This is a genomic window from Shewanella sp. HL-SH8 (assembly GCF_051165765.1).
Classification (GTDB): Bacteria; Pseudomonadota; Gammaproteobacteria; order Enterobacterales; family Shewanellaceae; genus Shewanella; species Shewanella glacialimarina.
This window is the reverse complement of the sequence record NZ_CP195039.1, coordinates 4,097,312-4,120,029: the sequence shown is the minus strand read 5'-3', so window position 1 is coordinate 4,120,029 and position 22,718 is coordinate 4,097,312. Positions and strand designations below refer to the sequence as shown.

The following is a 22,718-nucleotide window of genomic DNA, read 5'->3' as shown; positions in this document are numbered from 1 at the left end:
GTGGTCATAACAGAAGTCGCTTGAATGTGGTTGCAAGCCGACTATTATATCAGAGAATTTTATCTGGTTTCGAATAACGACAAGGTTTATTTACGCGATTAATTATCTAACACAGGGTGAACCTTAAATGTTTTGTCGGCAACAATTTTATCGTTCAGCTCTAGCGTCATCCGCCAATCCCCTGTCTTATTGTCAACGGGTGCCCATATGCAGTCGCCTAAATAAAACTTCCAATCGTTTTCTTTAATAAAGACTTCACCATCAAAAGGAGGACGAGTATTGCCCTCATCATCAGGTATATTAGGATGATAAATACAATAACGTAGCCGTTGGTTTTTAGCTTTACGGATGCGGACAATAAATCCAAACTCGATATCTAGCGTGGCAGGAACATGTACTGTTGCCTGTAAGAATTGTGGCAACTTTTCACTTTGGCTGTCCCATCGGCTAAAGATGCCGCTGTAAACAATGCTCACATCGGGTTTAAGTTTGCTCACTGATGATGCCTTATTGCCTTAGCTGTTATACGAACTCTATTAACAATTAGTGTGGTGCGTTGTTATCTTGCAAGTGCTTAAGCGCTGCTTGCAATGCAAATTGATAGCCCTGTGCACCTAAACCACAAATAACCCCAATCGCTTTGTCAGAGAAGTATGAGTGATGTCTAAAGGGCTCACGTGCATGTACATTAGATAAATGCACTTCAATAAATGGAATAGCTACGCCTAAAATTGCATCGCGGATCGCCACACTTGTGTGGGTAAATGCCGCTGGATTAATAATGATGAACTGTGCATCAGTTGCATGAATAGCATCAATGATTTCATGCTCAGCGTTAGACTGAATATGTTCTAACGCTACCCCTGAGGAGGTCGCCGCACCTTGTAATTCAGATACAATGGTGGCTAAGTTTTGTGTGCCATAATGACCTGGTTCACGACGTCCCAGTAAATTTAAATTAGGGCCGTTAACTAATAAAATTTTTGCGGTTTGGCTCATAATAATCCTTTGGCAATCTTAACTTGGTGAGGTTATTCACTATTTCAGTTAGCTTGTTTTTAACGCAAGTTAGCGGTTCAGTAAACTTAAATTTATTCAAGGAAAGGTTAATCAATCAAATCGCGGTTTACCCTGGCGCAGTGCTTTAGTGGCTCCGCGTTGTTTTTTGGTTTCTATGCGGCGTTTTTGGCTGCCTTTAGTCGCTTTGGTTGCAATGCGCTTTTTGGCGACAATGGCGGCATTTTTTACCAGCAAAATAAACTGCTCCAGTGCCTGCTGTCGGTTGAAATCTTGACTGCGGGATTGCTGACACTTAATAATGATTTTACCGCTTTGGGTTATGCGGTGATCAGCTTTGGCCAATAACTTTTGTTTATAAAAGTCGGGCAAAGACGATTCATTGATGTCGAAGATCAGTTGCGCAGCGGTAGACACTTTATTGATATGTTGGCCACCCGCTCCACTTGAGCGCACAAATTGCCACTCAATTTCTTTGTCTTCGATAGTCACGCTATTAGTAATATTTATCATACTGTAAAGGGTATCACTTTTTAGATTAAAAATAGTTATATATTGGCGACGGTAATATTTGTTATGATTCGCGTCATTGAAGTGAATGTCTGGTAAGCCTATTTTATTCGGCACTTATCCATGACACCGGAGCTATTTATGTTATGCCAAATTTCTGATATCGCCAAAGGCGTTATTAGCCTGTTTGTAAGCGGTCGTTTGTCTGCTAAAGATTATCGCTCATGTTTACAACCCGCTATTCGAAACTATCGTAAAGATTGGGGCCAAGTGTGCTTATACATTGAAGCCGATGTGCTGTTAGAGGGGTGGGAGTTTGGCTCATTAACCGGCAGCGGTGAAGTACAGTTGCCTGAGTTTGATGCATTAGTGTTTGTTGGTGGTCCTGATTGGGTGGGTAACTCGGTCAGATTAATGGGCCCGTTTATGCAAGGTGAAGTGGCATGGTTTCCATTAGCACAAAAGCAAGATGCGATTAATTGGATCACCAAGCGTTCACAACATAAAGCTCAAGTGTGAGAAACAAGCGCAATAAACAAGTGCAATAGATATTTGTATTATAAGAGTTGGGCCGTTAGTCTAATTCAGCCTTAACACATCAAGGAAGTACTATGTTATTCAGAAAATTATTAGCATTATCGGCAGTGGGTATTTTCACCTTGGGCCTAACAGCATGTACACCAGAAGTCGGCAGCGACGCCTGGTGTAAGCAAATGAAAGAAAAAGAAACAGGTGATTGGTCTGCTAATGAAGCCGCTGATTATGCTAAACACTGCGTATTCAAATAAACGCTGTTTTAGATGACCAGCATGAGTCACCTCAATTCGTTTTCAATGATGCGTTCAATTAAGCTATTGATTACTATTATTGTGCTGCAATTTGCCGGTGCGAATTTGGGTGGCCATCAATTACATATTGGCAATAGTACAGAAGAAAAAAGCAATCATGCCCATGTGCAATTCACGCCTACCTTAGATATTGCCGCCCTCAGTCAGCTAGCGGAGTGCATACAATGCAGTTGCGCCGCAGACGGTGCCCGCGAGCATGCGCCATCCGATGACCATATTCACCCAGCACCAACAGACAAAATGGTTGATTTATGCCTAGATTGTCAGTGTCACGGTGGTTTAGTGGCCATAGTGCTGCCCGATAATATCGATACGACCGAGCAAGCCAATCAACAACCGTTACAAACAGTTCAATCCTATTTTCCTCCCGCTTTAGGTGCCACGTACCGCCCCCCGATAGTGTAAATCCTGTTTAAATTCATTCATTAAAGGTTTGCTGTTGTTACTGGCAAGCTTGATTATTTTGTATGGCTAAATTGAATGCTTATCGCAGTATTTCAACTTGGTCATGTTTGAGTTCTAGGATTTATTTATGACAATTCCAACTATTTATTCGCCGATAAATACGCGTTTTTTAGCATCGTTTTATTTGATAACACGCCAGTTATTATGGCTAGTTATTATCAGCTTTGGGCTAACGCTTTCTAGCAGCAAAGTGATTGCAAGTGATGATCATGCTCCGCAGCAATCAAAGCCACAATCGCCTTCGTCTTATTCGCAAGAGGATGATCATGATGAGGCATTAACCTTAACGCCGCAGCAACGAGAGTTGGCCAACATTCAGGTTGAAACGCTGACATTTAGTCCATTTGATCTCACCTCTGTTGCGACTGCGCAGCTGGTGGTTGATAAAGACAAAACAGTCACTATAGCACCACAGCTTGCGATGCAAGTATTAAAGCGCCATGTGGTGCCGGGCCAACAAGTGAAAAAAGGCCAGGCTTTATTAACTTTGGGAGGCACCGAAATAGCCCAGGCACAGGCCGATTATATTAACGCCGCCACAGAATGGCAGCGGGTTAGCCGGATGAGTAAAGGGACAATTAGTGCCAGTGAAAAAATGCGCACCGAGGTGAATGCGGAACTAAAGCGTGCGGTTTTAAACGCCATCATGATGACTAATGAGCAAATATCAGCGTTAACCACATCGCCTCAATCGATTGGCCAATTTCAGTTATTAGCGCCAATTAGCGGCCGAGTGCAACAAGATGAAGCCATGCTAGGTCAAGTATTGGATGCAGGCACACCGTTAATGCAATTAACCGATGAGTCGTTTTTATGGGTAGAAGCACAGCTAACACCTGTGCAGTCGGAACGGGTCGAAATTGGCCAGTCTGCACTGGTGCGTGTCGGTCAACGTAATGTCACGGGCGTAGTGATTGGCCGCTCCCATGAGCTCAATCCGATGACCCGCACTGAACAAGTGTGGATCAGTATGGCGAATCCGCAGCACGTTTTACATGCCGGTGAATTTGCTGAGTTGTATTTTCAGCAAAGCAGTGCAAAAGGCGACAAATCAGCACAAGCCAAAAAATTATCTCCCTTAAACGGCATTATTGTGCCCGACAGTGCATTAACGCGCAGCAGTGATGGCGACTGGCAAATTTTTATTGAAGATGAAGATGGTTTTGAAGCCGTTGAAGTTGAAGTGGTGCAAAGCCAGCGTGGGCTGAATTTAATTACAGGTCTAGAAAGTGGCTCGCAAGTGGTGGTGTCAGGTGCGTTTTTTCTGGCATCTGAATTGGCCAAATCTGGCTTTGATATTCACAACCACTAGGAGGCAGCTATGTTAGCAAAATTAATTCGTTCAGCCATTGAGCAGCGACTGCTAGTGGTATTAGCCTTATTGGCTGCCATGCTTGGCAGTATTGCGATATTACCAAAGTTAAATTTGGATGCATTTCCCGACGTGACCAATGTGCAGGTCACCATTAACACCGCCGCTGAAGGCCTAGCCGCTGAAGAAGTTGAAAAGCTGATAAGTTATCCCGTTGAATCAGCCATGTACGCTCTACCGGCCGTCACCGAGGTTCGATCGTTATCGCGTACCGGTCTATCTATTGTCACCGTGGTGTTTGCCGAAGGCACTGATATTTACTTTGCGCGCCAGCAAGTGTTTGAGCAGCTGCAAGCTGCTAAAGAATCCATTCCTGCGGGGGTCGGCACACCTGAGATTGGCCCTAATACCTCAGGGCTAGGGCAAATTTATCAATATATGCTGCGGGCTACGCCAGAATCCGGTGTGGCAGCAGCTGAGCTTCGCAGTATCAATGACTACCTGGTTAAGCTGATATTAATGCCCGTCAGTGGCGTGACTGAAGTGTTGTCGTTTGGTGGCGAAGTACTGCAATACCAGGTGCAAATTGACTTAAATAAACTGCGCAGTTACTCACTCACCATGGAGCAAGTTATTGAGGCGCTTGAAAGTAATAACCGTAATGCCGGTGGCTGGTTTATGGACCAGGGGCAGTCGCAATTAGTGGTACGCGGTTACGGTTTATTACCCCCTGGAGATGAAGGAATAGACGCCATTAAACATATTCCGCTCACCGAGTTTAATGGTACGCCAATCAGAGTCATGGACATTGCCAATGTTGATTATGGCAGTGAAATCCGTGTGGGCGCAGTGACTATGACCCGTCCGAAATGACAGTGGTGAAGCGGAACAATTAGGTGAAGTGGTTGCCGGTGTGGTACTAAAACGCATGGGCGCTAACACCAAGCAAACCATTGACGACATTGAAGCGCGTATTAGTTTAATTGAACAAGCCTTACCCAAAGGGGTGACGTTTGAGGTGTTTTACGACCAGGCCGATTTAGTCAAACAAGCGGTCGATACCGTGCGTGATGCGCTACTCATGGCCTTTGTGTTTATCGTGGTGATCCTCGCGTTATTTTTGGTTAATATTCCCGCGACCTTACTGGTATTGCTGTCCATCCCAATTTCAATTGGTCTTGCCTTAATGGTGATGGCATATTTTGGCATGTCGGCAAACTTAATGTCACTGGGCGGTTTAGCGGTTGCGATAGGCATGTTGGTCGATGGCTCAGTGGTGATGGTTGAAAACATCTTCAAGCATTTAAGCCAACATGACGCACAAACCGATGTCGGTAGCCTCGATGGTAATGATAGGGACGGCGCTAGTGCTAATGTCAGCATTAGTTCTAAGGTTTGGCAAGCGGCTAAAGAAGTGTGCAGTCCTATCTTTTTTGCTACAGCCATCATCATAGTGGTGTTTGCGCCTTTGTTTGCCTTAGAAGGTGTGGAAGGTAAGTTATTTCAGCCAATGGCTACTAGCATTATTTTGGCCATGGTTGCCGCGTTAATTGTTGCCTTGTTTGCTGTGCCAGCACTGGCAGTTTATGCGTTTAAGCACGGTGTAGTGATCAGGCAAAGTTGGCTACTGATGCCAGTTGAACGGCTTTATCGACAACTGCTTAGCATGACCTTAGCGCGCCCTAAAACGGTGATGTTAATTGCATCATTGATGTTTGTTAGCAGCATGGCGTTATTGCCGCGTTTAGGCACAGAGTTTGTGCCCGAACTCGAAGAGGGCACGATTAATTTACGCATCACTTTAGCGCCCACAGCGAGTTTAGGCACCTCGATAGAAGTGGCTCCTAAGTTAGAGGCTATCTTGTTAAGTTTTCCTGAAGTGGAATATGCCCTGAGCCGCATAGGTGCACCAGAATTGGGCGGCGACCCAGAGCCGGTTAGCAATATTGAAATCTACATTGGCTTAACACCCGTTAACCAGTGGCAAAGTGCCTCAAATCGCATTGAGTTACAGCGATTAATGGAACAAAAGCTCAGTGTGTTTCCGGGTTTATTGCTGACGTTTTCACAGCCAATAGCCACTCGTGTTGATGAGTTATTATCAGGGGTTAAAGCACAGTTAGCGATTAAAATATTCGGCCCTGATTTACAGGTATTATCAGCCAAAGGTCAGGTCTTATCTGAACTGGTGCAGCAAATTGATGGCGCGGTAGATGTGTCGCTAGAACAGGTTAGTGGCGAAGCACAATTAGTGGTTCGCCCTAAGCGTGAATTGTTGGCGCGCTACGGCATCAGTGTCGACCAGGTGATGAGTTTAGTCAGCCAAGGTGTCGGTGGTGTTAGCGCAGGACAAGTGATTGATGGCAATGCCAGATACGATATAAATGTTCGGTTAACGTCATCACAACGCAACTCACCTGATGTATTGCGTGACTTATTGCTCACTGGGGTGAGCGGCGCAACCGTGCGTTTAGGTGAAGTGGCCGACGTTGACGCCGAGATGGCGCCACCCAATATTCGCCGCGACGACGTGCAGCGCCGCGTGGTGGTGCAAGCTAACGTATCGGGTCGTGATATGGGCTCAGTGGTGAATGATATTTACGCCATCATCCCACAGGCTGAATTACCCGCAGGCTACACAGTCGTGGTCGGCGGGCAGTATGAAAACCAACAGCGGGCACAGAAAAAACTGATGCTAGTGGTGCCTATTTCAATCACGCTAATTGCGCTATTACTGTATTTCTCATTCGGCTCAATTAAACAAGTGTGCTTAATTATGGCAAACGTCCCGTTGGCACTCATTGGTGGCGTGATTGCCTTATTTGCCACTGGCACTTATTTGTCGGTGCCCAGTTCAATCGGCTTTATCACCTTATTTGGTGTGGCCGTACTCAATGGCGTAGTGCTGGTGGACTCGATTAATCAACGCCGCAAAAATAGCGTAGAGTTCAGTGAAAATGAAAGCCTGTATACCAGCGTTTATGAAGGTACAGTAGGGCGATTACGTCCAGTATTAATGACCGCATTAACCTCTGCTTTAGGCTTAATTCCTATCTTGTTGTCAACCGGTGTCGGCAGTGAAATTCAGCAGCCATTAGCGGTAGTCATTATTGGCGGTTTATTTAGCTCAACTGCATTGACCTTGCTGGTATTGCCCACGGTTTATCAATGGCTGTACAAGGGCAAATAGCACTGACTTAAGTGGATAACAATCAAGCCTTATATATTGAGGGTTGGTTGTTATACGGCTACCACGATAATGCTACTTGCTATGAGAAAGTCCAATATGGTTAGCTATCGCCAACCTGCAAAGGATAATTTGTACAAATTTGAATAAGTACACTAATCTTTAAGTGATTCGTGCCGACAAATGACTAAAGAGCCATTGTTTCCATTTGATGTAAAGGACTAAAACCTCTATGTTTGTTCTAAAAACAAAGCATGACCAACTGATTCAAGATAATAAAAGATTACAGAATGAGTTAAACAAAATTACAGATGAAAACACTCAACTGACTTTAGATAATCAGCAGTTAACAACACAGCTGCACAATACTCAAAATGATGTAAATACTAAGTTTAAGCACATGCTATTAGATAGTACCATTGAGTGTATTCGCCAAATTGAAGGGGTGCGCGGCAGTGTGCTTGAAGCACATTTAGCTATTGAAGAAGAAAGACAAAGTAGCGATCAAATTAATCAATTGCTAGATGTGTCCAATAACTCATTGAATAGTATTGTTGCTGGTATGCAGTTATTAACTGACAAAATGGGCGGAATGACCACTAATATTACAGGCTTATCATCAATGGCCGGCAGTATTAATACCTTTGTATCAACAATTTCGAGTATTTCAGATCAAACCAATTTATTGGCATTGAATGCTGCTATTGAAGCTGCACGTGCTGGCGATGCTGGCCGTGGTTTTAGTGTCGTAGCTGATGAAGTACGTGCTCTTGCTAGCAATACCAGTACCTCCGCCAATGAGGTATCAGACTTAGTCAAAAAAATCATTAGCAGTACAGCAGAAACTGTGAAGTCAGTTGATGATATCCAAGGCAGCAATGAGCAACTAGCTGGTGATGTTAAAACTCTGAGCAGTGACTACGAATCGATTATTTCATGCAGCACGTCCATGAAAGAAGCGATTGGCCATGCGTCATTGCGCACGTTTATTCAAACGGTCAAGCTGGACCATATTGTATGGAAAGGAGATATTTATGCCGTTGCATCGGGTGCGAGCAATAAGTCTATCGATACATTCTCTGATCACACCATGTGCCGATTAGGTAAGTGGTATCAAACCACTGGGCGTGAATCTTATTCGCAACTGTCTGCATTTAAGCGACTAGAAGAGCCCCATAAGCAAGTGCATCGCAGCGGTATTGAAGCATTATCGTTAATACAAGCGGGTGAGCATCACGAAGCACTTAAATATCTGAATGCAATGGAGCATGCTAGTGAACAAGTGATGCATAATTTGGATGAGCTTTCACGTCAAGTGTAGTGTGCGCATTAATAGTGTTGAATATAGTGTGTTAAGCCCAATCTTTTGATTGGGCTTTTTTTATAGCCTAGAGTATAGCAATAAAAAGATCAAATAACTGCTTGCTTATTTAAGATTACAGTTGTAATTTAATCGTATGGATTACATATGTAATCTTAATAAGTGAACCACAACCTAGTAAGTGACTAAGCATGAAAGAAATCAGTAACAGTGAATTGTTAGTATTACAGCAACTTTGGCTGCGGTCGCCATTAACCTCTAATGAGCTGGTTGAAGCATTAGAGCAAAGCCATGATATGCATGAAAAAACAGTAAAAACCTTACTGAATCGTTTAGTTAAAAAAAATGCGCTGAGTTTTGAAAAACAAGGGCGCACATATCATTACTCGCCGTTAATTGCTGAGCAGGAATACACATTAAAAGAGTCAGTGTCTTTTGTAGATAGACTATTTGCCGGAAAATTAACCCCATTAGTGGCCGGTTTTGCTGAAAAAAACAAGCTATCGGCTGAGGATGTTGCTGAGTTACAAAGCTTGCTTGATGATTGGCACAAGGAGCAAAAGTGATGATCAGTTGGTTTATGGAACAAACCCTATTACTTAGCTTAGTGTGTTCACTATTATTAATCTTACATCGTTTTTTATTGTCAAAAATAGGCGCGCATTATACCTATAGTCTTTGGCTTGTTGTGCCATTATTGCCGCTGGCGGATGTAGTGCAAACCCTGTTACCACAGTATTTTAATTGGTTAAGCCCAAATCAAACACTGGGCGTTATTCAACAATATTATGTACTGGCCACTGATACCGCATCGATGTCGAGCAGCTTGTTTAAGTTATTATATTTGCCTTACCTGTATGCCGCAGTGGTGTTGGTACTGGTGGTTAACTTAGTCTCAGATTCTATTCATCTGCAACAGCTCACGCGACGCGCCAAGCCTTTTGTGATTGAGTCAGGCAAGCTTAATGTATTTATTCATCCCAATATTGAATCGCCCATGTTAGTTGGGTTAATCGCGCCGCAAATATTAGTGCCAAACAGTTTTACCTTGCTTGATAGTCATCAGCAAGACGCCATTATTCAGCATGAGCTTTATCATTATCAGCGCGGTGATTTATGGGCCAATATATTGGCTTATAGCTTAACGATTATGTTTTGGTTTAACCCGCTGATGTGGTGCGCTTACCGCCGTTTTAGGCAAGATCAAGAGCTGTCATGTGACGCGCAAGTGACTGCCAATATGGAAACAGATTCTAAAATTGCCTATAGCAAAGCGCTATTGGCTTATTCGCAGCATGCACCGTTAAGCATGTTACACACTCACTATGGGGACAAAACCATACTTAAAGAAAGGATCTTACAAATGAAAAAACAACATGGAAAAAATACCTTGGTATTAATGGGAGTGACGCTATTACTTGGTGTTAGTGCGTTAACGCTGAATCAGCAAGCACAAGCGGGCAACAGTCAAAGTGCTCAGCAACCTAAAGCTGATGCAATAATAGCCCCTACCATGCGTATTGAGCCTGCCTATCCTATTGAGGCGGCTAAAGAAGGTGTAAATGGTTATGTGCAATTATCATTTGATATCAATCCAGCCGGAAAGGTATCTAATGTGATGGTGACCAAGTCATCACCAGCAGAGGTTTTTGATGCCTCAGCTGTGACAGCACTTGAGCAGTGGCAATATCAAACCTCCGCTAATGGCATGAAAGGTGCGCAGGTTCAATTAGACTTTGTTATTCATCAGCCAGATGCTTCAGTGGAAAGAATACAGGTCCGCTAAAATAACTAAAGCTAAGTTATTAAGGCTAAGTTAGTCTGGCTAAATTAACAGGTTAAGTACAATGCTGAGGTGTCAGCATGTGTTCTAGTGTCGGTTTACTGCGGTATAAGAGCCTGTAAATAATAATGTGCCTTGTATTAACATTGCAGTAGCGTTTGTTTAGGTTTGGCTTGATCAACTAAACCTTACACTTAATCAATATTGAGATGAATTTTCTGTATTTCCTTCCGAGTCAGTTTTATTGATGCTTGTTTAAAGTATTACCTCCTTAGTGATTACTTTTATTTCTATTAAGATTAAATTTATCATCAATAAGCGTAATTTCGTCAAAATACGATACATTTACGACATTTTTGTGAAAAAAATAATTCCCTTAAAACATACTCAAAGCCGCATCCCCACAGGGTTTACATAATTCTGTCATGTTGCGGAAATGTTATTGTCATTTTTAAGCAGTCTTTTTGTCATTTTTACTCGTTAGTTTTATGCACCAGCAAATGCGTATGCCTATGGCGCGCACTAAACCCTAACTAACTTGAAATGCAATCCGTCTTCGGAGATGACAATGGAACTGAAAAACCTTTTTAAACTTACGGCGCTTTCTACTGCTTTAGCAGCAACTTTAGGGCTTGCGGGTTGTGGTGGTGATATCAATATCAACACAGGTAGCGATACCGTGACACCGACTCCAACAATACCAACAACGCCAACAGAAACGGCTCAACAAAAATCTTATAGTGGCTTTGCCACTAAAAGCACCACCTTTGCATCAGTTGATGGCAAAGAGGTTTGGGAATTAAAAGGCACATTAGCTCCGTCTACAGCGGCATCAACCATTTCTACTGGCGGCCAAAACGGCGATAAAATCGTGCTTGGTAACGGCGTTGTATGGCTGCTAAATGGCGCAGTCGTTGCCGGTGGCGATAATGAAAAATCAGTTGAGTTAGCTATTCTGCCTGGTACTAAAATTTTAGGCGGCAGTGATTCATATTTAGTCATTAGTCGTGGTTCAAAAATAATGGCCGAAGGTTCGGCTACTGCACCTATCGTATTCACCTCAGCAGAAACTGCATTAGGCCAACCAGGCGAAGCGGGTCAATGGGGCGGCTTAGTGTTACTGGGTAATGCACCGGTTAATACTTGTCCTGACTTAGCAAATTGTGATGCGTCATTTGAAGTGGGTAACCACAGTTACGGCGGTGATAACACCCAGGACAACTCTGGTGTGATTAAGTACGTCCGCGTTGAGTTTGGCGGCTTTAAAATTAACGATACCCAAGAAATGAACGGTATCAGCTTTGCTGGTGTAGGTAGCGGCACTCAAGTTGACCATATTCAAGTGCATTTAAATAACGATGACGGCGTAGAATTTTGGGGCGGTAACGTGTCAATTTCAAACGTGGTACTAACAGAAAACTTTGATGACTCGTTAGATTGGACAAACGGTTGGCAAGGTAGCGCACAGCACGTGTATATTCGTCAAGCTGACAACGGCTCAAACCGTGGTATCGAAGCTGACAGCAATAAAAGCGCTAGCGCAACCCCAATGTCTAAACCAGCACTCGCTAACATTACCATGCAGGTGGCTAACGGTACTCACGCCGGTGGTGACGATGCTGAAGGTATCTTATTCCGCGTTGGTACAGGCGTAACAGCTTATAACTTATTAGTGAAAGGCGATGTTGATTCTGGCGAATGTTTAGAAGTCAACGATGACAACACAGTCAACAATGCGAATACAGGCGAGTTAACCGTTGAAAACAGCTTAATCGATTGTGTTGAGCCATTTAAAAATGCTAAGGCAGATGCTGCTGAAGGCCGCACTTTAGCATTAGATGTTAAAGCCTGGTATGAAGGTCAAAGCGGTAACTTAGTGGGCGCATCAGACTTAACAGACTATATGCCAAATTCATCATCTGTAGCATTAACCGGTGGCAAAGCCGATTTAAGTAACCTTGATGACCGCTTAGTTGATGCACCTTATATTGGTGCGTTCGACGGTACTACCGATTGGACTTTAGGCTGGACCACTGCGATCCACGGTGACACAGCACCTGCACCGACCACACTTCCTACATTAACATCTTGTCCAGTTGGCACAACTGCTGAAACAGTGGTAGCCGGTTTATACAAAGATGACACAGTCACTTTAGTGTGTACTTTACAGGGTAACGTACTGAGCAACACTACACTGCTTGCCGGTCAAAACGTGATGTACAAAATTGACGGCGGTGCGGTAGTGGTTGGTGGTGATAAAACTAACTCTGCTACCTTAGCGATTCAAGCGGGCACTAAGTTGTTTGCAACAGATAACAGCTACATAGCGGTTAGCCGTGGTTCAAAAATCATGGCTCAGGGCAGTGCTGCGCACCCAATTGAAATGACCTCACAGCAGGACGTTATTGCTGGTGCAACGGGCGAACGTGGCCAATGGGGCGGCTTAGTGATTTTAGGTAAGGGTTTAACCAATACTTGCCCTGATAAAAATGCCTGTGATGCGTCATTTGAAGTCGGTGATTTCCCATACGGTGGTAACGACAACACTGATAACAGCGGTCAAATCAGCTACGTAGTGATTAAATATGCTGGCTTTAAAGTGAACGACACCCAGGAAATGAACGGTATTTCATTTGCCGCAGTGGGTAGCGGTACGCAAGTAGACCACATTCAAGTCCATGCTAATGGCGATGACGGTGTTGAGTTCTGGGGGGGCGCGGTTAACTTGAAATATGTTTACCTCACGCACAACTTCGATGACAGCTTAGATTGGACCAACGGTTGGACCGGTAAAGCACAGTTTGTGTACATTACCCATGAAGATGGCAATGCAAACCGTGGTATTGAAGGCGACAGCCACAAAGGTGCAACAGATACACCAGTATCTAAGCCAAAGCTGGCTAACTTCACTATCTTACCTGGTACAGACATTGAAAATGCTAGCGGTGATAAAGGCGAGGGGATCTTACTTCGCGTAGCCACAGCAGGTGAGCTTTATAACGTGTTAGTGCAAGGTCGTAAAGGTAGCACAAGCACTACAGAGTCTGGTGAATGTTTAGAACTAGATGGCAGCTATGCTGGCTTAGTCGACAACGTTAACAACAATACCTTGACTATGTCTCACTCAATTATCGACTGTAACGAGCCATTTAAATACAGCTCTGATAATGCGGCTACAGCCAATGCTGTCAATGTTGAAACCTGGTTTATGGGTCAAGAAGGTAACGCTACAACAGCGGTTACTCTAACTGACGGTATGCCAGCGGCAACAGATGCAGCACTTATTGGCACAGGTAAAGACTTAAGTACTGATGACAACTTCTTCGAATCAACCAACTTTATTGGTGCATTCGATGGCCAGAATGACTGGCGTCAAGGTTGGGCTTACTTTCCACAGTAACCCTAATCTAATCGTAAATTAAGTTTATAGCCGCTCGCTAATGCGCAATGTTAGCAGCGGCTATCTCTGAACCGCATACAGGACTGTTAACGTATGAAAACCAAGCCGAGTTTTACCGCCAACAAATTAACCCTCGCAATTATATCGGTACTTTCTGTTACCTCATTTGCTGCGCCGGTTTTAGCTCAAGATGACACAGCTAATCCACAGCAAGCACAAAGCAATGAAGCGTCGACAAATAAGACTGGAGAATCTTTTCCCATAGAACCGATTGAGGTAATTTCTGTTACTGGGCGACTACGTACCTCAGCTTCGGCCGCGACAGAAGAGCGTCGCGAACAAATTGCTGTAGCCGATATTATGGGCTCAGAACAAATTTCTAGAACCGGTGATGGTGATGCCGCAGCAGCGCTGCGCCGTGTGACCGGTTTAACCTTAAAAGATGGAAAATTCATTTATGTTCGCGGTTTAGGTGAGCGCTATTCAAGCACCTCACTCAACGGTGCAACAGTACCATCACCAGACCCAACTCGAAATGTGGTGCCATTAGACATGTTTCCGGCATCAATTATTGAATCTTTATCAGTACAAAAGTCAGCCTCGGCAGAAAAGCCCGCCGCATTTGGTGGTGGCCATGTCGACATTCGCACTAAAGCGATTCCGGCTAACTTCTTTTTCAAAGCCTCTGCTGGTGGACGTTTCAATACTAATGACAGCAATGACACCTATACTTACAACGGTGGCGGTGATGATTGGACCGGCAAAGATGACGGCACTCGTGCTATGCCATCAAGTATTAATAACACCATTAATCAATATGGCGGCATTAGCCCAATAGACATAGTTAGTGGCTCAAACGGGGCAATAAATTACCCCGCTGCGCAAAAAATGAATCGTGAATTAGCCTTAGACATGTACCGCGACATGGCGGTAAAAACGGAAAGTACCGACCCAGGCTTTAGAGGCGACGTTGCCCTAGGTGATCGCTGGGACTTTTCCGACGATATCGTGTTTGGCGCGCTGGCGGCTTATTCATATAAACAGCAAGCTGAAAACTACACCAAGTATGAAGTGGAGTTAGATGGCGACAGCGAACAAGCTCAAATTGAAAACCAAAAAGATGTTATGGGGACAGATTCAATTGTGCAAATGTCTACCATGCTTAACCTTGGGTTAGAAATTGGCTACAACCATAAAATTGAAACCTTCACCACTTACCTGCGCGACACCTCTGATGACGTGTCGGTCGGTATTGAAGAAACCATAGACACCCTAGGTGAACCTAATGCGCTGCAAGTGTATGAAATTGATTATGAAGAAAGATCATTAATCAGCAATCAAATTAAAGGTCACCACTTTATTGAAGCATTAAATGATGCCGAGTTTAATTGGATGTTCTCTGACGCTAAATCAGAGCGTAATGCCCCTAACGAATTATCATACACTTATAACGTTATTTTAGATGAAGCTAACCAGCCGGTTTCGCGTAACCTAAATACCCAAGATGCCCCTAAATACGTTTACTCAAACCTACAGGACGAAAGCCAAAACTACGGTTGGGACTTTGCGTATCCGGTACAGTTTGATGATGCGTTAATGAAAGTGAAAGTAGGCTATCAATATTACGAACGCACCCGTGAAAGCTTCGCGACACGTTTAGGTTTAGATGTAGACTTAAGCCCAACTGACCCAAACGGCAATATTTTAGCGCAAGATTTTGATGATATTTTTTCCAATGACAATATTAACAATGACACCTTAGAGCTTGAATTAAAAGATGCCTCAACCGACACCGAAGACTATGTTGCAGCAGAGATAAATGATGCCGCCTTTATCAGTTTTGATGTCGATTTTGACGATGTATGGCGCGTTTATGCGGGTTTGCGATATGAAGATTTCCGTCGCGTGACCTTGCCGATAACCCCTGAGGGAGAAATATCTGACGAGGGTGGTCGCTACGACTTAAGCGATTATGCTATTGCTGAGGACGGTTGGTTCCCATCAATGTCACTCACCTGGAAGCAAACCGACACCACCCAATGGCGTTTAGGGGCAAGTAAAACCATAGTGCGTCCTGATTTACGTGAAGTGTCGCCAGTTCGATTCCAAGATCCAGTCACAGGTTTTGATTTCTTCGGTAATCCAGAACTTAAAAGCTCAGACATGTATAACCTTGATTTACGCTGGGAATACTATTCAGAAGCCGGTGACAACTACAGCTTAGGCGGGTTTTATAAAGACGTAGACGCGCCAATTGAGCCTATTCAACGTATTTCAGAAGCCGGTCGCCAGCTTAAGTTTTATAACGCTGAGTCGGGTTATATTTATGGTATTGAAGCCGAGTTTTTACAAACGCTAGACTTCATCAGTGAAGGCAGTATGTGGGAAGACTTCTTTGTTGCCGGTAACCTGACCTTAGGTGATTCAGAAATTACCATTGCCCCTAATGGCGAAATTGACCCGACTAACAATACGCGTCGCATGACAGGGCATTCTGCCTGGGTTGCCAACGTGCAGTTAAGTTACGATTCATCTAACAGTTATCACAGCGCCACTTTGGTTTATAACGTGTTTGGTGAGCGTATTGCTTACGGCGGCCGTGGTGGTCTAGATGATGTGTATGAAAAACCATTCCACAGCTTAGATTTTACTTACAGCTTTTTTCCTACCACCAGTTTGGCGGTTAAATTAAAAGCGAAAAACCTGTTGGGTGAAGTGACCGAATATGATCAACAAGATATTCAAGTGTATGCCAAAGACCCTGGCACAGAATACACAGTGCAGTTCAGTTACGAGTATTAATACTCATTGTGACCCCTTAGTTGGCTAGCAATATAAGTTGAACGCAGTAAAACCAAGTACTGATTTTTAGCCGCTTTTACTCATCATTTCAGCTGCTAAAAATGTGTATGGCCACTTTCTTTGGAACGAGAAAGTGGCCTTTTTCTTTTTGTTTATCGCAGTTGCATCAAAATCACTTTTACTAGATCATGCGTTGCTGCTAATTGTTACTGTCAATATTGATCAATACCGATTTACCCCTAAGCCTTGAGTGAATGACGACTATGTTTAACCGCCTTAAATACCTGTTGTATGTTCTATTAGCACTGTCGACCAATGCGTGTGCTATGCAGACGGGAGTGACTCAAACGGGCAGTATTAGCGCACCATTAATTGATGAAGCCAGCGGCCTAGCAGTATCACGTTTGAATGAACAAATACTTTGGACACATAACGACAGTGGCGACACCGCAAGGTTATTTGCAATAGACACCCGCGGTAATCATTTGGTCACACTGAATGTTAATGGCGTAAAAAATACCGATTGGGAAGATATCGCCTCGTTTGTTTACCAGGGACAAGCGTATTTGTTAATAGCCGATATTGGTGACAACTCACAGCAGCGAACACAATATCAATTACATCTTATAAAAGAACCTGATTTAAGCCAGCTTAATGGCCAAAAAACACTGTCTGTTAAACCTCTTTGGAGTATGACCTTTACCTATGAGGACGGCGCTCGCGACAGTGAATCAGTCGCGGTTGATGTGGCTAAGCAAAAAATACTGTTACTGACAAAACGCGATAAACAGCCCATTTTATACGGATTACCTTTAATCAGTCCGATCTCGGGCCTAGGACAATCAAGCAATCAATCGATTCAAACATTTAACAAGCAGGCCAAAAGGTTGGGTGACATCGCGCCGTTACCCACGGCCGTACTTGATTATGCCAGTATCTATACCTGGATAGGTTTTGCCGGAAAACCCACTGCAATGGACATATCCGCTGATGGATTATCCGCTGTAGTATTAACCTATACTCACGCATTTTATTTTAGCCAATCACAGCCCGGTGATTGGCTAACGCTGTTGTCGTCAGCGCCTAAACAAATTAACTTACCATCAATAACCCAAGCCGAAGCCGTGGGGTTCAGTCAAGATGGTCACAGCATTTACATCACCTCAGAGCGGCTGCCAGCGCCATTATATAAAGTGGATTTGAGGCCCTATCAGCTCCAGCATTAACTAGCACTTTTATTTGGGGCCTATGGCCATTAACGCCTTGATGCTTTGGTCGGAAAGTGAAAGTGGTTGTGTCTCTTGGTTATAGTGATATTCACTCAAGTTATTAATAAAAATGATTAAAAATCTGTTTTGCTTCATTGTAAAATGGCTTGGTCATACTCATGCCGACCCATCAAGATATTCAATTTATCGTAACAAAGAATGAACCGGACACAACTCTGCTATAAAACCTAAATGTTGCTAAGTGTCACTATGCAGTCTACTTTTAATCCAAGGCAATTCAAAAAACTCATCAAAGGACTCGCTATGCAGGCATTTACAAAGTCATTAATATTAGTTTCTGTTTTTAGTAGTAGCGCAGTATTAGCCAATACCATTAGCATTCGAGCTGACAATTGGTTTCCCATGAATGGCCAACCCAAGGCTCAGCAACCAGGTTATATGATTGAATTAGCAACTCATATTTTTACTGCAGCCGGTCACACGGTTGATTACAAATTAATGCCTTGGGAACGTGCTGTCGACTCAGTGCGCAAAGGTGAATTTGACTGTGTGGTTGGCGCCTACAAAGATGATGCGCCAGATTTTGTCTATCCTCAGGCACCTTGGGGAATGGACAGTACGGTATTTTTTGTTAAAGCAGGTGACAGCTGGAATTACAGCGGATTGGCATCATTTCAAGGAAGTAAGATTGCGATAATTAAAGGTTATGCTTACGGTGATGAATTTGATCAATATGTTATTGATAACCCAAGTATGTTTGATGCCATAGGCGCAAATAATGGCCTTGAAAACAATATTAAAAAGCTCGTGGCGGGAAGGGTAAATGTTGTTGCCGAATCCCCCAGTGTTATGGAGGCAAAACTTAAAAAAATGGGCGTCAGTGGCATAGTTGCAGCGGGCTCTTTGGGCGAGGCGACTGAAATGTACATTGCCTGCAGTCCGGCAAAAGCGACTTCTGCAGGCTACATTAAGTTGATTGATGAAGGGACTGCAAAACTGAGGGCATCGGGCGAATTCGAAAAAATCTTATCCTCTTATGGGATCAGTGATTGGCAGTAATTGTTTGTCACTATAGTCAACCATTCTAAATCCATTCGGCCTTGTGCAAGCAAGATACTAAGCCGATATATAGTCACTCACACATAGATGCTTTCGGTGAATTAGGACATTCGTCTCCCACCGAAGGCTTTTTACCTAAGCTATCTATTTAACCGCTCACCCTTGTTGTTCTTTTTATGCTGCTCATCCTAATAGAAGCGGTTGTACTCCGCAGATGTTTATGAAAGCAAAAAACATCAAAAAACATCAAAAAACATCAAAAAAACATGGCATCCCACTATTACTGGATAGTAACTCAGCCAATAAAAATAAAGTAAAAAATTGAATTTAATATACAAAATAGGTTAAGTTATGACAGCTTAAGGACAGAGTTGGGTCGCGTCGAATATAATCATCGAGCGCGCCATTTAGGGAAGAAAAAGCCACCATATATGTGCCAATCCGCCCCTCTATAAAGTTTACCCTGACCTAACAATTACTGGCTCAACTAATTTACAACATGAAATAGACCCAGCGGCCAAGCTCATGAGCGAGTGCAGATAAAGCTTTGACCTTAATTGTTTTTTTTGAAATAGATTAAAGTATAGTCTGGACAGGGTAAACATAATTTGAAATTGCCTACCAATATAACAAAGTCAAGCACATTGACAGCAATGATGCAGTTTAGGCTTTGCTATAACTCGCCCTGTGTTCGCGACGCTATGTGAATAATTCTAACAATGGAGTGTATATGAAAACTTTAAAATTAATCCCGATCTTTCTTGCGGTAGCTTCGGTAAGTGCTCTCGCTAAAAACAATATGCTTTACGGCGATGTACAGGTCACAAATGTAGCCCCAACTAATGATTTTATATGGGAGCGTGCAAATCAAAACACTCCCAAATACCCAATAGAGCTTGCTCGTTCAGGAATCAAAGGTTGTGCTGTTTTATCTTTCAATATCTCGGAATCAGGTAAAACTGAAAATATTGAGATTGTTAACTCTGTACCTAAAAAGGACCTTGGTAAATACTCACGTAAAATGCTTCAACAATGGAAATGGGTGCCAGCTAAAACAGATACAGAAGGCGTTGCTGAAAAAAGAACTGTGAGGTTGGATTTCTGTATGGGAGGCGAATCTACAGAGCAATCTCAGAGCGCTTGTAAACAACAAGCACAATTAGCATGTAGTTAATTCGTATAACAATAGACTAACCTGAGTTCGGTTTAAGCCATAACAGAAATCGCATTGAAATTAACATCTGTGATATTGAGTTGTGGCTTATTCTCTTTGAGTTGTTAGGCGATTAAGGCACCAATCATATTCAGTATAAAACCATAAACACTTTGGCGTCTCGAATGTTCGATTTGTGAGGTGTTTTTAAAGAAGTTTACTATGCCGCCCATTTTTAGATTTCGGCTAAGTCTTTTAAACCTGCAGATTAAGGCAATGTCTGAAAGGTGAATCATGATGATTTACGAGACGACCGTCCGCCCCATGGCCGCTCTTTGGCATCCATGCCATCGCGGCATTTGTGAATCCCTTCACATCAGAAAGTCGGCTGAGCTATAGGGACTTTTTATTCCAAAAGAAGTGCAGCGTGCCGGTGAGTGAATGTCATGGTTTGCCTGTATTACTAAATGTGACTGTTCCAGCTCTTGGACTAAGCGAAGCACCACGACGTTAGTGGCTGCAAGCCATAAGTACAAACACCTGGATTCCGGCTCAAAATCATTGCCGGAATGACGGAGTCAGGAAATGCGAGAATCATGAAACGACCGCTGGATTTCACCCCAAGTCAGATTATCTACTCTTCATGACTCAAAATAAAGTTGTTCACCGCTTTTGAAATCAAATCTTTTTTCATCGTCGTGCGGACAACGTTCTGGTTAAACCAAAAGCTCATTGGCTGATCAAAGCCAATGCCGTGCATATAATTGTAAAGCGCTTTACGTAGCCCTTCCCCTAGCATGTCATGATCCGTGCCGGTTGGGTCGGTGAAGTCGACATCGTTTTCAGCGAATAAAATCTCTGGCCGTTCAGCTAGGGTAATGCCGAATTGCTCAGGATTCATGCCAATAGGACTGTGGATGGTGGCGACAAAGCGGTGCCAGTAGGCTGACTGAAAACACCCTTGTTGCATCAATTGGCGCACCATTTCCAGTGAATCAACGGTTTCTTGCTCGGTTTGAGTGGGGAAGCCATACATCAAATAAGCATGCACCAAAATACCCGCGTCACTAAAAGCTTTAGTCACGTGGGCGACGCGCTCAACACTGACGCCTTTTTTCATCAGTTTAAGTAGTCTGTCTGAGGCCACTTCAAGGCCGCCGCTGACCGCGATACAGCCTGAGTCTGCTAATAATTGGCAACGGTCTGGGCTAAAGGTGCGCTCAAAACGGATATTGCCCCACCAACTGATGACCACATTGCGTTCAATCAACCGTTTTGCAAAGGCAAATAAGGTTTTTGGCGGTAAGGCTTCGTCGACAAAATGAAAACCAGTTTGTCCGGTTTCTTCGATAAGTGCTTCGATGCGGTCAACTAGAATATCAGCGCCAGCAGTGTCGTAGCGGTCGATATAATCTAAGCTGACATCGCAAAAACTGCATTTTCGCCAGTAACAGCCATGGGCTATGGTGAGTTTATTCCAGCGGCCATCACTCCAAATACGGTGCATTGGGTTAAGCATTTCACATAACGACAGGTATTCGCCAAGTGGCAAGCCATCGTAAATGGGGGCGCCAACTTCGACCTGTGGAATATCGTGCAGTTCGGTGTTTTGATTTAGATGCACATAGGGCTCACCATTTTCATCTTCGGCTAGAAAGTAAGTGCGCACTAACTCGTCTATCGTGCGCTCGCCTTCAAAGTATTCAAGCAGGGTGATAAGCGGGCGTTCGCCGTCGTCAAGACAGATATAGTCGACAAATTCGAATACCCGAGGGTCTTTGAGTGCCCGCAGCTCGGTATTAACAAACCCGCCACCCATGACGATAGGGATGTCAGGGTTAATGGCTTTACAGGTTTGGGCAATACGTAACGCGCCGAGCATATTACCGGGAAACGGCACGGTTAGTGCGACTACGCTTGGCCGCGTGTCTTCCAGATACATCTCGACCAACTGCTCCAAAATTTCTGAACTGAAACTCGTTTCACCCATTAAGGTGTCGTATAAGTTGTCGAAACTTGGGTTGGCAGAAGCTAATTTTTCGCCATAGCGGCTGACTTCAAAATAAGGGTCGACACCTTGGGTGATCACGTTCGACAGATCATTAATAAACAGGGTGGCGAGATATTTGGCTTTATCTTGTACGCCTAAATTACCAAAGGCCGCTTGCAATACATCGCCAGATATTTCTTCCATCTGCGCTATGGTGTCAAAGGCTGGGCCTTCGGGTAAAAAACGGCGCGAGTTAATTCGCATCGCCAAGCTTGGGTCTTTACCCTGTAAAAAGCGGATCGCGGGCTCAACGGCCAGCAGGTAACGATCGTATTCGGCTAGAAAATTGAAGATCACATCGGGCAGTTCATCGTCTTCAAAGTGTTCAAAGTTTTCTTCGACATGCTGGCGAATAATCTCTAGCGCTGGCGCTGTCATCATTTCAAGAAACAATTCAATAGCAGGATCCCGCTGCACCGCCTCATAGCCTCGTGAGCGTAAAAAACCCGTTAAATACGCCGTTGCTGGGTACGGCGTATTAAGTTGAGTCATGGGTGGAGTCATTAGAAGAACGGTCATAGCCTGCCTTTAAATAGTAAAACCTGAATGCTTATTGCGAAACAGAATATTGGCAGCAAATGT

16 protein-coding genes and 2 pseudogenes are annotated in these 22,718 nt (G+C 43.7%); 13 read left to right on the top strand and 5 right to left on the bottom strand.

Features of this window, described 5'->3' with window-relative positions; genetic code table 11:
* Positions 1–98: 98 nt before the first annotated feature.
* The 3 genes from ACRWQN_RS18280 to arfB all read right to left on the bottom strand — a co-directional run bounded on the left by ACRWQN_RS18280 (position 99) and on the right by arfB (position 1,530).
* The gene (locus ACRWQN_RS18280; protein WP_434939255.1) at positions 99–497 is read right to left on the bottom strand and encodes a DUF3859 domain-containing protein; all 399 of its coding nucleotides are present in this window, start codon (positions 495–497) and stop codon (positions 99–101) included.
* A gap of 46 nt (positions 498–543) precedes the next feature.
* Positions 544–999: a type II 3-dehydroquinate dehydratase gene (gene aroQ / locus ACRWQN_RS18275; RefSeq protein ID WP_226413017.1), complete on the bottom strand. Its 456-nt coding sequence runs from the start codon at positions 997–999 to the stop codon at positions 544–546.
* A gap of 111 nt (positions 1,000–1,110) precedes the next feature.
* Entirely contained in the window at positions 1,111–1,530 is a 420-nt protein-coding gene (arfB, locus tag ACRWQN_RS18270; protein ID WP_434931101.1) for an alternative ribosome rescue aminoacyl-tRNA hydrolase ArfB, read from the bottom strand.
* 138 nt (positions 1,531–1,668) lie between these two features.
* On the opposite strand from arfB, the gene ACRWQN_RS18265 reads away from it, so the two are divergent.
* From ACRWQN_RS18265 to ACRWQN_RS18205, 13 genes and pseudogenes are all read left to right on the top strand, one after another.
* The gene (locus ACRWQN_RS18265) at positions 1,669–2,046 is read left to right on the top strand and encodes an STAS/SEC14 domain-containing protein (protein WP_434939254.1); all 378 of its coding nucleotides are present in this window, start codon (positions 1,669–1,671) and stop codon (positions 2,044–2,046) included.
* Between the two features lie 92 nt (positions 2,047–2,138).
* A complete protein-coding gene (locus tag ACRWQN_RS18260) occupies positions 2,139–2,315 on the top strand; it encodes a DUF3012 domain-containing protein (RefSeq protein WP_226413023.1) in 177 nt (58 codons plus the stop codon).
* Positions 2,316–2,336: 21 nt separating this feature from the next.
* Positions 2,337–2,780, top strand: coding sequence for a hypothetical protein (locus tag ACRWQN_RS18255; RefSeq protein ID WP_434927285.1), 444 nt, complete (start codon positions 2,337–2,339; stop codon positions 2,778–2,780).
* Positions 2,781–2,907: 127 nt separating this feature from the next.
* Positions 2,908–4,152, top strand: coding sequence for an efflux RND transporter periplasmic adaptor subunit (locus tag ACRWQN_RS18250; protein WP_434939253.1), 1,245 nt, complete (start codon positions 2,908–2,910; stop codon positions 4,150–4,152).
* 9 nt (positions 4,153–4,161) lie between these two features.
* Positions 4,162–7,342 (top strand): annotated as a pseudogene (locus ACRWQN_RS18245) (efflux RND transporter permease subunit).
* Positions 7,343–7,571: 229 nt separating this feature from the next.
* Complete coding sequence (locus ACRWQN_RS18240; protein WP_434939252.1) at positions 7,572–8,660, top strand: methyl-accepting chemotaxis protein; 1,089 nt, start codon at positions 7,572–7,574, stop codon at positions 8,658–8,660.
* Between the two features lie 191 nt (positions 8,661–8,851).
* Complete coding sequence (locus ACRWQN_RS18235; RefSeq protein ID WP_226413031.1) at positions 8,852–9,226, top strand: BlaI/MecI/CopY family transcriptional regulator; 375 nt, start codon at positions 8,852–8,854, stop codon at positions 9,224–9,226.
* Positions 9,226–10,446 (top strand): M56 family metallopeptidase, encoded by a 1,221-nt coding sequence (locus ACRWQN_RS18230; RefSeq protein WP_434939251.1) that lies wholly within the window; start codon positions 9,226–9,228, stop codon positions 10,444–10,446. Before ACRWQN_RS18235 ends, ACRWQN_RS18230 begins: the two co-directional genes overlap by 1 nt.
* A gap of 565 nt (positions 10,447–11,011) precedes the next feature.
* A complete protein-coding gene (locus ACRWQN_RS18225; RefSeq protein WP_434939250.1) occupies positions 11,012–13,843 on the top strand; it encodes a hypothetical protein in 2,832 nt (943 codons plus the stop codon).
* A 93-nt stretch (positions 13,844–13,936) separates the two neighbouring features.
* Positions 13,937–16,645, top strand: coding sequence for a TonB-dependent receptor domain-containing protein (locus ACRWQN_RS18220; RefSeq protein ID WP_434939249.1), 2,709 nt, complete (start codon positions 13,937–13,939; stop codon positions 16,643–16,645).
* Positions 16,646–16,899: 254 nt separating this feature from the next.
* Complete coding sequence (locus tag ACRWQN_RS18215; protein WP_434939248.1) at positions 16,900–17,871, top strand: hypothetical protein; 972 nt, start codon at positions 16,900–16,902, stop codon at positions 17,869–17,871.
* Positions 17,872–18,177: 306 nt separating this feature from the next.
* Complete coding sequence (locus ACRWQN_RS18210) at positions 18,178–18,933, top strand: substrate-binding periplasmic protein (protein WP_434939247.1); 756 nt, start codon at positions 18,178–18,180, stop codon at positions 18,931–18,933.
* 730 nt (positions 18,934–19,663) lie between these two features.
* A complete protein-coding gene (locus tag ACRWQN_RS18205) occupies positions 19,664–20,107 on the top strand; it encodes an energy transducer TonB (protein WP_434939246.1) in 444 nt (147 codons plus the stop codon).
* 32 nt (positions 20,108–20,139) lie between these two features.
* On the opposite strand, the pseudogene ACRWQN_RS18200 reads toward ACRWQN_RS18205, so the two are convergent.
* Both ACRWQN_RS18200 and ACRWQN_RS18195 read right to left on the bottom strand, forming a co-directional pair.
* Positions 20,140–20,295, bottom strand: a pseudogene (locus ACRWQN_RS18200) (IS982 family transposase); the annotation flags it as partial.
* A 425-nt stretch (positions 20,296–20,720) separates the two neighbouring features.
* The gene (locus tag ACRWQN_RS18195; RefSeq protein WP_434939245.1) at positions 20,721–22,655 is read right to left on the bottom strand and encodes a B12-binding domain-containing radical SAM protein; all 1,935 of its coding nucleotides are present in this window, start codon (positions 22,653–22,655) and stop codon (positions 20,721–20,723) included.
* Between the last annotated feature and the right edge of the window lie 63 nt (positions 22,656–22,718).